The sequence below is a fragment of the Kitasatospora sp. NE20-6 genome, from assembly GCF_045862635.1.
In genome coordinates, this window is sequence record NZ_BPRL01000026.1 from 1 (window position 1) to 12,864 (window position 12,864).

12 protein-coding genes, 1 tRNA gene and 1 pseudogene are annotated in these 12,864 nt (G+C 73.5%); 5 read left to right on the top strand and 9 right to left on the bottom strand.

Going from position 1 to position 12,864, the window contains the following annotated elements; genetic code table 11:
• Positions 1-214: 214 nt before the first annotated feature.
• A complete protein-coding gene (locus SNE206_RS20070; RefSeq protein ID WP_407914807.1) occupies positions 215-385 on the bottom strand; it encodes a hydrophobic protein in 171 nt (56 codons plus the stop codon).
• A gap of 153 nt (positions 386-538) precedes the next feature.
• Between SNE206_RS20070 and SNE206_RS20075 the strand changes: the two are divergent.
• Positions 539-817, top strand: a pseudogene (locus tag SNE206_RS20075) (helix-turn-helix domain-containing protein); the annotation flags it as partial.
• Between the two features lie 160 nt (positions 818-977).
• On the opposite strand, the gene SNE206_RS20080 reads toward SNE206_RS20075, so the two are convergent.
• A complete protein-coding gene (locus SNE206_RS20080; protein WP_407914808.1) occupies positions 978-1,373 on the bottom strand; it encodes a nuclear transport factor 2 family protein in 396 nt (131 codons plus the stop codon).
• A gap of 230 nt (positions 1,374-1,603) precedes the next feature.
• Between SNE206_RS20080 and SNE206_RS20085 the strand changes: the two genes are divergently transcribed.
• Positions 1,604-1,677, top strand: a tRNA-Met gene (locus tag SNE206_RS20085).
• A 146-nt stretch (positions 1,678-1,823) separates the two neighbouring features.
• Here SNE206_RS20085 and SNE206_RS20090 read toward each other — a convergent pair.
• From SNE206_RS20090 to SNE206_RS20105, 4 genes are all read right to left on the bottom strand, one after another.
• A complete protein-coding gene (locus tag SNE206_RS20090) occupies positions 1,824-2,399 on the bottom strand; it encodes a GNAT family N-acetyltransferase (protein WP_407914809.1) in 576 nt (191 codons plus the stop codon).
• A 107-nt stretch (positions 2,400-2,506) separates the two neighbouring features.
• On the bottom strand, positions 2,507-2,761 hold the full coding sequence (locus SNE206_RS20095) for a hypothetical protein (protein WP_407914810.1): 255 nt from the start codon (positions 2,759-2,761) through the stop codon (positions 2,507-2,509).
• A gap of 141 nt (positions 2,762-2,902) precedes the next feature.
• On the bottom strand, positions 2,903-3,547 hold the full coding sequence (locus SNE206_RS20100; protein ID WP_407914811.1) for a class I SAM-dependent methyltransferase: 645 nt from the start codon (positions 3,545-3,547) through the stop codon (positions 2,903-2,905).
• Between the two features lie 77 nt (positions 3,548-3,624).
• Positions 3,625-4,671 (bottom strand): NAD(P)/FAD-dependent oxidoreductase, encoded by a 1,047-nt coding sequence (locus tag SNE206_RS20105; protein WP_407914812.1) that lies wholly within the window; start codon positions 4,669-4,671, stop codon positions 3,625-3,627.
• 98 nt (positions 4,672-4,769) lie between these two features.
• Here SNE206_RS20105 and SNE206_RS20110 point away from each other — a divergent pair, with 98 nt between their 5' ends.
• Positions 4,770-5,384, top strand: a complete 615-nt coding sequence (locus SNE206_RS20110; protein ID WP_407914813.1) for a helix-turn-helix domain-containing protein — start codon at positions 4,770-4,772, stop codon at positions 5,382-5,384.
• 52 nt (positions 5,385-5,436) lie between these two features.
• Here SNE206_RS20110 and SNE206_RS20115 read toward each other — a convergent pair whose 3' ends face one another.
• From SNE206_RS20115 to SNE206_RS20125, 3 genes are all read right to left on the bottom strand, one after another.
• Positions 5,437-6,549 carry a ricin-type beta-trefoil lectin domain protein gene (locus SNE206_RS20115; RefSeq protein WP_407914814.1) on the bottom strand — a complete coding sequence of 371 codons (1,113 nt, stop codon included), beginning with the start codon at positions 6,547-6,549 and terminating at the stop codon, positions 5,437-5,439.
• 116 nt (positions 6,550-6,665) lie between these two features.
• Positions 6,666-8,222, bottom strand: a complete 1,557-nt coding sequence (locus tag SNE206_RS20120) for a ricin-type beta-trefoil lectin domain protein (RefSeq protein ID WP_407914815.1) — start codon at positions 8,220-8,222, stop codon at positions 6,666-6,668.
• 209 nt (positions 8,223-8,431) lie between these two features.
• Positions 8,432-10,459, bottom strand: coding sequence for a ricin-type beta-trefoil lectin domain protein (locus SNE206_RS20125; protein ID WP_407914816.1), 2,028 nt, complete (start codon positions 10,457-10,459; stop codon positions 8,432-8,434).
• A gap of 671 nt (positions 10,460-11,130) precedes the next feature.
• Between SNE206_RS20125 and SNE206_RS20130 the strand changes: the two genes are divergently transcribed.
• Both SNE206_RS20130 and SNE206_RS20135 read left to right on the top strand, forming a co-directional pair.
• Positions 11,131-11,976 (top strand): alpha/beta fold hydrolase, encoded by an 846-nt coding sequence (locus tag SNE206_RS20130; RefSeq protein ID WP_407914817.1) that lies wholly within the window; start codon positions 11,131-11,133, stop codon positions 11,974-11,976.
• Positions 11,977-12,238: 262 nt separating this feature from the next.
• A complete protein-coding gene (locus tag SNE206_RS20135) occupies positions 12,239-12,619 on the top strand; it encodes a WXG100 family type VII secretion target (RefSeq protein WP_407914818.1) in 381 nt (126 codons plus the stop codon).
• Positions 12,620-12,864 lie beyond the last annotated feature (245 nt).

Here is a 12,864-nt window from a genome sequence, read left to right on the forward strand (position 1 = left end):
GGGGGGGGGGGGGGGGCGGGGGGGGGGGGGGGGGGGGGGGGGGGTGGGGGGGGGGGCCCCCCCCCCCCCCCCGCTCGGCGCTGTCTGCCCTATCGGCGCTACCGGCGGATGCCGGGTGTCAGCAGCACCGCGGTGCGCGCCGCCAGCAGGCGGGCGAGGAGCACGGTGAGCGGCACGTGCCGGGCCCGTGTCCGGGCGGCGTGCTGCGGCCGGCTCACCAGCGGTACCAACGGCCCCGGCCGCCCCCGGTGCCGGTGCCGCGGGCGACGAAGCCGACCAGCCACAGGGCCAGGACGATGACGGCGACCCACCAGAGCACCTTCACCGCGAAGCCGAGGCCGAACAGCAGCAGGGCGAGCAGGAGGACCAGCACCAGGGGGAGCATGGGAACGTCCTTTCGACGGGTTGCGTACAGCCCTGCGGGTGCCCCGGTTCCGCGGGTCCATGCACGACCGTCGGCACCCCGGGCCCGGCGCTCCGCCGCGTACGCGCGCCACCCCCGCCCCGGGTGGCGCCCGCGCCCCCGTACGGTGAGGGCATGGACACGCTCGCCCTCGCGGCCTTCCTCCGCGGCACACGCGAACGGCTGCGGCCGGAGGACCTCGGCCTGCCCGCAGGCGCCCGGCGCCGCACCCCGGGCCTGCGCCGCGAAGAGGTCGCCGGCCTCGCCCACGTCTCGGTGGACCACTACGCACGGCTGGAACAGGCCCGCGGCCGGCACCCCTCCCCCCAGGTCCTGGGCGGTATCGCCCGCGCCCTCCGGCTCACCGACCAGGAGCAGCAGCACCTCTTCCGGCTCGCCGGGACGACACCCGACGCTCCGGCGGACGGCTGCGGAGGTATCGACGGCGGAGGCGGCATCGGCGGAGGCATGGACGGCGCCCGGCCGGCCGGCCCGGCCGTGGTTCCGTCCCCGTCCCCGTAGCTCCACGCCGTCGCAGTCCTGCGGCGCGCAGCGCCCGGCAGCGGGCGGCCGGTCATGACCAGAACGCGTCCTCGACGTCCATGTCCTCCACGCACTCGTCGATGTCCGTGATCCGGTCGCCGAGGATCCGGAAGACCAGCACCGCCGTGCTGTCCAGTGCGCGCCCCTTGCGCGTGGCCGTCCAGCGGTGGACGGACACCGCGTGCCCGCGGCCGTCCACGAGGACGCGCTGCAGCTCGGCGCGCATCGTGCCCCCGGTCTCCTCGCCCAGCCGCCGGTAGAGGTCGAGGACGGCGTCCCGCCCCTTGTGGTCGCCGGAGAGCGGGTTGCCTCCCGGTACGTGGTGGGTGACGTCGGCGGCCAGCAGGCCGGCCATCGCGTCCATGTCGCCGCTGACGAAGGCCTCGTATCCTCTGCGGACGAGCGCGGCGTGCGGGTGTTCAGCCATGATCATCGCCACCTTCCCGGAGTGCGACGGGACGACAGGGCCGATACCTCCACGGTGCACCGCCCCGGCGGGGGAGTCCACTCCTGGCCGTCCCCCTCCGTCCCCTCCGTCCGTCCGTGCCCGTCCGCCCCCGTGTCGCCACGGCGGACCCGCGGAATCCCTCGTGGGACGCGCGGGACGCAATGGATTTCGTGTTTCGCCAGGGAGTGCCGTAGAGTTCACATCACCGACGCGGGGTGGAGCAGCTCGGTAGCTCGCTGGGCTCATAACCCAGAGGTCGCAGGTTCAAATCCTGTCCCCGCTACTGACAGCCGGGCCCGGTGTGCGAAAGCGCACCGGGCCCGGCTTTTTGCCGTCCCGGCGCCGGGTGACCTGCGCCGACCGGGCCCCGCCGCCCGCCCCGCCCCGGGCGGGGAGCGGCGGGCGCCCGCGGATCCGTGCGGGGCCGGGTCAGGCCCCGGCGCCCGGCCAGGGGCCGGGGGCGGCGGTCACCGGCTGCTCGGCGTCGTCGGTGCGGAACACCCGGAAGCCGCGCGCCTCGTAGGTGCGCAGCGCCGCCGGGCCGTCGAGCGAGCAGGTGTGCACGGTCACGCGGCGGGTCGCCGGTAGGCCGGGGTGCCGGTCGGCGAGGTCCCAGGCGCGGGCGGCGCCGAGGCTGAGCAGGTGGCTGCCGATGCCCTGCCCGATGAAGCCCGGCAGCAGGCCGAAGTAGATGATCTCCACCTCGCCGTCCGGGAGCGGCTCCAGCTGGACGTACCCGGCGGGGCTCCCGGCGACCCACGCGACCCAGGTCTCCAGGCCGTCCTGGTCGAGCCAGTCCTGCCACTGCCGGTACGTCCAGGGCAGGCGGTCGGTCCACGTCCACGGCCCGCCGACGGCGGTGTACAGGAACCGGGCGAACTCGGGGCCGGTCCGTTCCGACCTGACGACCTGCAAGGGGGTGCCCGACGGAGCCGGGGTGGGCCGCAGGTCCGCGGGGGAGGTCTGCTCCAGGTGCCAGGTGGTGACCGTGATCGTCTCGCTCATGGCATCACGCTCTCACGGCCGACCCGCCCCGAGCCGGTCGGGGTGGCGGCATCGTGCCTGGTCGGCGGGCCGGCCGGACATGGACCGGCGGGCCGGCCCGGCGGGGTTCAGGGCTGCCCGAGGAGCCCGGAGAAGTCGTAGCCCAGCTTGCCGAGCGTGGTCAGCGCGCCCAGGTCGGTGACCGCCAGCACGGGGATGCTGTGCGGCTGCTGGGCGAGCTCGGCCGCGGTGGGTGCGGCCGAGCCGGCCGCGGTCGCGGCGGTGGGTGCGGCCGAGCCGGCCGCGGTCGCGGCGGTGGGTGCGGTGGCGGCGAGCACCGCGGCGGCGGTGAGGGCGAGGGCGAGTCGGACGGTCGTACGCATGATGCCTCCGTGCGGCGGGTGGTGAGGTCCCGAGCGCACAACGCCGGTGCGGCGGCCGGGTCACGGGGTCGCGGTGCGCACCACACGTTCGGCCGCGCCACGCAGCCCACCGGCCCGGCCCGGCCTGCACCCGCCCTGCGTTCAGACCGGCAGGCGGCGCAGCATGAGCGTGTTGTCGCGCCGGGTGCCGGGCCGGCCGTCGGGGCCGGTCAGCTGCTGCTCGTACTCGGTGCTGACCAGCACCTCCCAGTGCCCGGAGGGGAGTTCGAGGGACGCCAGCACCTCGTCGGTCGTCGGGAGACCGAGGGCGTGGTGGTGCCCGGGATCCCAGGACGGCGGCCCGGCATGCCCGACGACCAGCAGGACGCCGCCCGGCGCGACGGCCTCCGCTGCTGCCCGCAGCACCTGCTCCCGCGGCAGGTCGGCCGGCGAGTGCAGGAACTGGGCGGAGACGAGGTCGAAGGAGCCCGCCGGGAACGACACCGACAGGTCGTGCTGCTGCCAGTCGACGAGGTCGCCGACACCGGCGTCGGCCGCGTGCCCTGCGGCACGGCCGAGGGCCACGGCGGAGACGTCGACCGCGGTGACCCGCCAGCCCTGCCGGGCGAGCCACACCGCGTCGGCGCCCTCCCCGCAGCCCAGGTCGAGCGCCCGGCCGGGGACGAGACCGGTGGTCTCGCGCACCAGGGCGGTGTTGGGGTTGCCGCTCCAGATGCGGTTCGCCGTCGCGTAGCGGGTGTCCCAGAACTCCTCGGCCGAGGCCGTCCGGGTGTCGTCGGTCGTCACGTGCTGCTCTCCATCTCGTGTACGTGTACGTGCTGCGTGCCATGTGCTTCGTGTGCGCGGGGCCCTGGGGGAGGGGGTCAGACCCCGTGCCGGCGGTCGCCGAGCACGCGCTCGCAGACCTCGCGCTCCGCCCTGCCGGAGAAGACCGACGCGGCCTCCCGCCGGGCGGCGACCGCCCGGCGGGTCTCCTCGGCGACGAGGTCGGCGTTGACGGCGGCGCCCGCCCGCACCCCGGCGGCCGCCGCGCCGATCACCTGGTCGGTCAGCGAGGTGAGGTTGCCCGCCACCCACACCCCGGGGACGGACGTGGCGCCGGTCGGGTCGGACGGGATGCGGCCGCCGATCTCGTGCCCGGCCATCTCCTGGCCGACCGGCACGAGGCCGAGCCCGGCGAGGAACGCGGCACGGGCGTCGAGACGGGCGGCGACGGCCAGGGCCCGGCAGGGCACGTCGGAGCCGTTCGCCAGGCGTACGGCGGACAGCCGCCCACCGGTCGTCCCCAGGGCTGCCACCTCGCCCTCCACGACCGTGACGCCGCGGGCCGCCAGCTGCTCGTCCTCCTCCTCGGAGGGCGCCGGGCCGGTGTGGCGGAAGAGCGTCACGTCCGCGCTCCACTGCCGCCACAGGAGGGCCTGGTGCACGGCCAGCGGGCCGGTCGACAGCACGCCGATCGGCTGGTCGCGGACCTCCCAGCCGTGGCAGTACGGGCAGTGCAGCACGTCGCGGCCCCACAGCTCCGCCAGGCCGGGCACCGGGGGCAGCACGTCGGTCAGACCGGTGGTGACCAGCAGCCGTCCGCCGTGCACCACCCCGCCGTCCGCCAGCACCACCCGGAAGCCCCCGTCCTCGCACCGCCCGGCCGTGACCACGGTGCCGTGCCGGACGGCACCGCCGTACCGGCGCACCTCGTCACGGCCGGCCGCCAGCAGGTCGGCGGGCGCCACCCCCTCCAGGCCGAGGTAGGTGTGCACCCCCGTCGCCGGGGCGTTCCGGGGCTCCCCGGAGTCGACCACCAGCACCGAGCGCCGCGCCCGCCCGAGCGTCGAGGCGCCGCTCAGACCGGCGGGGCCGCCGCCGATCACCACCACGTCGTAGTGGGGTCCGTCTCCCGTTCCGCCCTGCATCGGTCCTCCGCCCGTCCGTCTGCCGTGCCCTTACGGACCGACTCTGCGCCCGGCCGGCGGGATTGACAAACAGCGTTGCCGAATCGGCAAATGGGAGGATGGCCGACGACATCACCCCCGTCCTGACCGCGGTCGGGCCGCGCCTGCGCGCCCTGCGACGCGCCCGCGGCACCACGCTCGCCCAGCTCGCCGGGACGACCGGGATCTCCCTCAGCACCCTGTCGCGGCTGGAGTCGGGCGGGCGCAAACCGACGCTGGAACTCCTCCTGCCGCTCGCCAGGGCCTTCGGCGTGCAGCTCGACGAACTCGTCGGCGCCCCCGCCACCGGCGACCCGCGCATCCACCCCGAGCCCTTCACCCGCCACGGCCAGACCTTCGTCCCGCTGACCCGCCACCTCGGCGGCCTCCAGGCCTACAAGCAGATCCTCCCGGTGCGCCGTCCGGCCGACGACTCCCCGCCCGAGCAGCGCGTGCACGAGGGCTACGAGTGGCTCTACGTGCTCTCCGGACACCTGCGGCTGGCCCTGGGCGACCAGGACCTCGTGCTCACGGCCGGCGAGGCCGCGGAGTTCGACACCCGCACGCCCCACGGCATCGCCAACGCGGGCGACCGGCCCGTCGAGTTCCTCACCCTCTACGGCCCGCAGGGCGAGCGCATGCACGTCCGGGCCAGGCCCACCGCCCGCCGGCCCCCGCCCGAGGCCGGCCCCTAGAAACCGCCGTCGAACCGGAGACCCCGGCGCAGGCCCGGTGCTGCCGATCCCGTTACCGGACGACCGGCAGCGTCGTCCACTTCTGGTTGGCGCCGCCGTTGCAGTCCCAGAGGTCGAGCCGGGTGCCGTCGGCGGTGGCGAAACCGGGGTCGTCCAGGCAGCGGCCGGACAGCGGGTTGCGGTAACCGCCGTTGTACGGCTGCCAGACCTGGTTGGCGCCGCCGTTGCAGTCCCAGATCTCCACGGGCGTGCCGTTGGCGGTGCCGTAGCCGGTGGCGTCGAGGCACTTGCCCACGGCCCGCAGCGTTCCGTCCGCGCGCAGCGTCCACCACTGGGCGTCGGTGGCGTTGCACGTCCAGATCTCCACCGGCGTGCCGTTGGCGGCGCTGCCGCCCTTGACGTCCAGGCACTTGCCGGCGGTGCCGACCCCGGACCTGACCGGGCCGCCGTTGGGGGCGGGGGCCTTGATCCAGCCGGCCTGGTCCGCGGTCCGGAGGGCGGCGTTGAACGCGTCGGCGACCTTCTGGTACCCGGCGTCGTTGGGGTGGCGGTCGTCGGCCAGGTCGGAGGCCCGCACCGAGCCGGTGTCGACGAACCCGACGTGCCTGCCCGCGGCCTGCTCGGCCCTGACGATCAGCGGGACCTGCCGGTCGTACTCGGCCCTGGTCGCCTGGATGGTGGGGCTGGTGGTCACCAGCAGCGGGCTGACCAGCACGGTCACGCCGGGGACGTCGGCGAGGATCCGGTCGATCAGGGAGTGCAGCCGGTCCGAGATCGTCGCCACCTGGTAACCCTGGGACAGGTCGTTGGTGCCGATCTGCAGCGTGACGACGTTGGGCTTCCACCGGGCGAGCGTGGCGTCCGCGATGCCGGCGATCTGGTCGATCCGCCAGCCGGAGTGCCCCTCGTGGTCCGGGTCGGACGTGGTGCCGTTGCGCAGGTTGCCGACGAAGTCCGGCGTGTAGCCCTCTGCCGCCAGCTCGTTGAAGAGCGGACCCCGGTAGCCGTTGCCGGTCGAGCTCAGGGCGCCCTCGGTGATCGAGGCGCCCAGCGGCATGAGCCGCACATGGGTGTTGCTGTCGGCCGCGGCCGGAGCCGCCGTCGCACCGGCCAGGCCGCCTGCGGCCAGCAGAGCCGTCGTGAGTATCGCCACCGGTTTCTTCATCGTTCGTCCTCTCAAGGGTGGTTGACCGGATCACGCCGTGCGCAGGTGCGCGCACGGCGTCGCGGGTGTGCCGGCCCCGCCCGGCGGCGCGGGCCGGGTGCGCGCACGGCGGGCCGCTATGCGTTCGTGGGCGGTGCCCACGTCTGGTTGACGCCGCCGTTGCAGTCCCGGATGACGAGCTGGGTGCCGTTGGAGGTGGCGCTGTTCGGGATGTCGAGGCACCGGCCGGAAGCCGTGTTCACCAGGGACGAGTTCGAGCCCGCCTTCCAGTTCTGGCCGCTGCCGCCGTTGCAGTCCCAGAGCTGTACGAGGGTGCCGTTGGCGGTGGCGCCGCCCCTGACGTCGAGGCACAGACCGCCTGCGCCCAGCGTGCCGCCCCGCGCAACCCACTGCTGGGCCGCCGAGCCGTTGCAGTCCCACACCTCGGCCTTGGTGCCGTTGACGTTCGAGCCCGCGGCGTCGTCGAGGCACTTGCCCGCGACGCCCGAGGTGACGGGCCCCACCCCCGGTGCCCCCCACTGCTGGGCCGCCGTGGTGTTGCAACCCCACAGGGCGAGCCGGGTGCCGTCGGTGGCGGAACCACCCGGGTCGTCCAGGCACTTGCCGGAGACCGGGTTGAGGTAGCCGCCGTTGTACGGCTGCCACACCTGGGCCGCCGACCCGTTGCACGTGTACAGCTGCGTCCTCGTCCCGTCGGCCGTGCCGCCGGCGGTCGCGTCCAGGCACTTGCCCAGTGCCCGCAGCGTGTTGTCGGAGTACGCGGACCACTGCTGCGCCGGGCTGCGGTTGCAGCTCCACAGCTGTACGGGCGTGCCGTCCGCGCTGCTCCCCGTGTCGACGTCCAGGCACTTGTCCCGGATGCCGGAGAAGACCCCGCCGACCGCGCCGGCGCTCGGCGCACCCAGCGCGGCGGGCGGGTTGAGCCAGCCGGCGGCGGCGGCAGCCTGGATTCCCCGGTTCCAGGCGTCGGCCATCTTCCGGTAGCCGGTGTCCCCCGGGTGCTCGGGGTCGACCAGGTCGGCCGTGGTCACCGCGCCCATGTCGACGAACTGCACGTGCTTGCCCGCGTTCTGCTTGGTCCTGACCATCGGCGGGATCGCCGCGTTGTAGGCCGGTTCGGCGGCCGCCACGTCGGGGTTGGTGGAGGCGATCAGGTTGGCGACCAGCACGGTCACCCCGGGGTCGTCGGCCAGGATCCGGTCGACCAGCGCGCTCAGCCGGTCGGGCGCGGTGGACACGTCGTGCTTCTGCACCAGGTCGTTGGTGCCCGCCATGAGGGTCACGACGTTGGGCTTGTACGTGGCCAGCGATCCGTCCGTGATACCGGCGATCGCGTCGATCCGCCACCCCGGCAGGCCCGTGTTGTCCGCGTCGGCCATCGTGCCCTCCCGGACGGAGCCGACGCAGTCCAGCCGGTACCCGGCCGCCGTCAGCGCGTTCCACAGGGGTTGGCGGTAGCCGTTTCCGGCGCTGCTGTGGGAGCCGTAGGTGAGCGAGTCGCCCAGGGGCTCCAGGCGCAGCGCCGTGGTCGCCGCCGGGGCTGCGGCGTGCACCTGCGCGGGGGCGGCGGCCTGCGCGGGGGCGGCGGCGCCCCAGGCTCCGCCCAGCGCCGTCACCAGTGCCGTCACCAGTGCCGACAGGGAAACCGCGGCTGTCCTCTTCATGTGCGGCATGCGTCTCTCCCGTGCTTCTCCGTGGTTGTCCGGGGCCGATCCGTGCTCGTCCCCGCACGCCGGTGAGGGTTCCGTCGGTGCCGGCCTTCCACTTCCGGCGGCAGTCCGGATCGCACCGGGATCTTCAGCGGTCCCTCAGCGGTCCCTCAGCGGCCGGATCTTCGGCGGTCCTTCAGCGGTCCTTCAGCGGCCGGTCGGCCGTCGGCGGGTCAGGGGATCGCCCAGTGCTGGTTGGCGCCGTTGTTGCAGGTCCACAGGTCGAGCCGGGTGCCGTTCGCGGTGGTGTAGCCGGGGTCGTCGAGGCATTTGCCGGAGGCCGGGTTGACGAGGGTGCCGTTGACGACGGTCCACTGCTGGTTGCCGCCCCCGTTGCAGGTCCACAGCTGTACGAGGGTGCCGTCGGTGGTGCCGGCGCCGTTGACGTCGAGGCACGATCCGTTGGCCCGGACCGTTCCGTCGGACTGCCTGGTCCAGTTCTGTGCGGTGGTGTTGTTGCAGTCCCAGAGCTGCACGGCGGTGCCGTTGGCGGACGAGTTGCCGTTGACGTCGACGCACTTGGTGCTGTTCACGGCGGACAGGACGGTGCCCGTGCCCTGGGCGGACTGGCCACCGGTCAGGGTGATGTCCACGGTGTGCGTGCCGGTCAGGGAGGCGGGTACCGAGGTGCCGGCGGTGGTCGCGCCGTCCAGCTTGAACGCGGTGACGGTGTTGCCGGACCCGTGCAGCGAGACCGTGAGTTTCGCCCCCCGGTAGGCGACGCCGGACAGGGTGACGTCCCCCCATCCTGCGGGCAGGGTCGGCTGGAAGGTGATGCCGTCGGAGGTGAACGTCATCCCGAAGAGGCCGTTGTGGATCATGCGCAGGTAGGCGGTGGCCGACCAGGTCTGGTCCGGGGCGGCGCCCCAGTGGCCGCCGGTCTGCCACCCGCCGTCCACCGCGCCGGTCTGCGCGTTGTAGATCTCGGCGAACTGGTTGCTCGCGACGGCGAGTCCGGCCAGCGTCTGGACCTCGTTGGCGAAGCGGGTCTGGTCGCCGGTGCGCGCGGCTGCGTCGGCCCAGTATCCCTGCACCATCGGCCAGACGACGTTGTTGTGGCGGCCGGGCTTGGCGTCGCTGTAACGGGCGTAGTTGGGGTAGGTGTCGGCGATCCCGTACGGCTGGACGTGGGTGTTCTGCATGATCGACCGGGCCTGGCTGCTGCTGGCGATGCCGAACAGGACGGCGAACGACAGGCCGGTGCCCTCCTCGGTCTGGTCCAGCTGACCGGCCATGCTGTCGTTGCCGTGGACGAAGTAGCCGTACAGGCCCTTGCCCGGGATCCAGAAGTACTGGTTGATCTTGTTCTTCAGCGTGTCGGCCGCCGAGTTCAGCGCCGCGGCCTCACCGGCGGACCTGCCGAGTGCGGTGGCCATCTGGGCCGCGCTCCGGTAGGCGGAGTAGTAGAGCTCGTTGGTGCTCAGCGTCATCATCGTGCCGGTCGCCGGGTAGCTGCCGACGTAGCCGCCGTGGCTCTCCGTGCTGTCCGCCGGCGGCGCCGGGTAGCCCGCGATGCCGTCGTTGAAGAAGGACGGCCCCTGGAAGAGTCCGTACGACGCGTTGAAGCTCTGGCTCTTGCGCAGGTCGAGGGTGTTCGTCGCCACCTGGTAGGCGTTGGCCAGGAAGGTCCGGTCGCCGGTGACCAGGTAGTGGTTCCAGGCGCCGGTCATCCAGATGACCTGGTCCCACAGCTGGTTGTCCTGCTGGACGATCAGCTGCCCGTTGGGTTGCCTGACCACCGCCGCCCACAGCGTGTTCGCGGCGGCCTTGGGCTCCAGCAGGCTGGCCGCGTTCCACGAGTTCACGGCCGCGTCCCTGGTCCAGGGTTGCGCGTAGCCGCCGCCCGCACGGATGAACGTCTGTGGCGAACCGGTCATCAGGCCGGAGGAGTTGTACACCGCCGGGTCGTAGCCGACCGTGTTGGTGTCGAGCAGGTTGGTCAGGGCCTTGGTGTACGCGGTGCCGAGCTTCGCCTGGGTGCCCGGGACGGCGAAGCTCAGGCCGGGCCGTGCCGTGTCGGCGGCGCCCGCCGGACCGGCCGGCGGCAGCACGCCGGAGAGGGCGGCCGCGGAGAGCGCCAGAGCGCCCAGAGCGGCCGTCCTCCTGGGTCGGCGGGCACGGGCGGCGGGCGGACCGGCCACCGGCGCCGTACCGTCACCGCCGCGTTCCCGCCGGCGCGGTCCGCGCATGATGCTGATCATCGTCTGCCTCCAAGGATGAACGGAGTGGTGTGCATCTGCCGGGCGGGTCGAATGACAACGTTGTCGGGACGTTCCTGGACGCCACGCGCACGGATGTCGGGCGTCGTGGGGCGTTCCGGTCGGCGGATCGGACCGGACCGGACCGGATCGGATCGGACCGGGCGGGAAGGGGGGCGCCGTCGCTACATCGTTACGGCTCCAGGGCTGAACGGGCGGACTGTCACCGGACCGTCGGGGGTCGTGTGCGGGTAAGCAAAGTTGAGCCTGGCAACGTTGTCAACGGAACGGACCGAATCGGCCCCCGGGCTTCAGGAGTTGTAGCCCCGGCGCCCGTCCCGAATCGCCTGCGGCGGCCACCGGGCCGGACAGGCGGGCCGAACACCCTTGGACGGAACGGGTGTTGGCGTCTGTCCCGATACCTGAACAGCGATGCAGTGAAGCCCGAATCACCCTGAACCTGCCGAAAACGAAACCGCCCGGCCTCGACCGCCTTCGAGTCCCGATCGGAGAGCCCGATCGAGTGACCCGACGTGAGGGCGTGCGGCCCGGCGGACGCCTCCGGCGGCCCGGTGCCCCGCTACCGGGCACCATGGAAACGGGACGGGACGGGACGGGACGGGGTGGGACGGGACGGGGTGGGACGGGACGGGGAGAGGCGAGGAGGCGCGGCAATGGCCGAGCGCATGGTGGAGGTGGACGGTGTCGAGCTCTGCACCGAGTCGTTCGGCGACCCGTCGGATCCGGCCGTCCTGCTCGTCATGGGCGCCGGGGCCTCGATGCTCTGGTGGGAGGAGGGCTTCTGCCGGATGCTCGCCGGGGGCGGGCGCTTCGTGATCCGCTACGACCACCGTGACACCGGCCGCTCGGTCACCTACGGGCCGGGCCGTCCCGGGTACACCGGCGCGGACCTGGTCGACGACCTCGGCCGGGTGCTCGACGCCCACGGGGTGTCGGCCGCGCACGTGGTGGGTGTCTCTGCCGGAGGGGCGTTCGCGCAGCTGTTCGCGCTCGGTCACGCCGGGCGCGTCCGCTCGCTCGTGCTGATCAGCACCACCTCCGTCGTGCCCGGAGACCGCGAACTCCCGCCTCCGACCGGGGAATTCGTCCGGTTCGTCTCGGCCGCGCACACCGACGGGCCGGACGCGGACTCCGTGATCGACCGCCAGGTCGCCTACGCATGCCTGCTCGCCGGAGGCCGGCGGCCGTTCGACGAGACCGCCGCCCGCAGCCTTGCCCGACATGACGTCGAGCGCGCGCGGGACTTCACCGCGGCCCGCAACCACGACGTGCTTCCGGACGGCGAGCACGCGCACGCACCGCTCTCCTCGATCGCCGTGCCCGCGCTGGTGATCCACGGGACCGCCGATCCGGTGTTCCCGCTCCGCCACGGTGAGGCACTCGCGGAACAGCTGCCGGAAGGTGAGCTGTTGACCCTGGAGGACGCCGGCCACGGGGTCGAGCGGGCCGACTGGGCGACGATCGTGCCCGCGATCCTCGACCGCACCGCCGCAGCCTGACGGCGGTGGCGGTGATCGCGTCCGCTCCGGGACAGCCGGGGTCGCCGTCCCCGGAACGGCCGTTCGTCGGCGCTCCACCGCTGTCGCGGATGCCGGAGCGGGCGCCACGGTGAAGATCGATGCCGTCGGCCGGGGTGACCTGTGAAGGATCCGCGTACTCCCCGGGCATGGAACCGGGCGTGCCCTCGTGTGCGTAAGATCTGATGACCGGGGCGGCGTCATGGGGCAGTGCCCGGCGGTACTGGTGGACGGGGGCGGGGCAATGGGCGAGCAGATCATCGTCGACGAGGGCAACCTGCGGGCCCAGGGCCGGGCGTTGGAGTCCGTCGGCCATGACTTCCAGCAGGCGGCTGACCAGATGAAGTCCCGCCTGGCTGCGCTGGAGGGCGGAGAACCGCCGTGGGGCGACGACAGCCTGGGTGAGAAGTTCGGCATCGTGTACGAGGGCCTGCGCGACGGCATGCAGGAGTCGATGGACTCCCTCGCGCAGCGGATCGGCGAGATGGGCCAGAAGCTCCAGGCGATGGCGAACAACCACGAGGCCAACGAGGCGTCGACCAGTGGGGCGATGGGCGCCATCGGCGGGCGTACGGCCGCCCTGGGCAACGAGATCCAGTCCATGCACCGCCCGCAGATCGTCTGACCTCGGGTCGGGTCCGCACCGACAGGCGGCCGCGGGCCGCCTCTGTTCACCAGGCACCTCCGCCGCAGGGGGTGCCTTCAGGGGGAGTTGAACCGTGTCGTTGATGCTGCCGGACGGCGTCGAGTGGGTCCTGGAGATGCTCGGCTTCGACTGGCCGAAGGCGGACGAGGACAAGCTGCGTGAGTGCGCCCAGGTGTGGCGTGACTTCGCGGATCAGGTCGACGAGCTCAACTACCGTGCTCTGA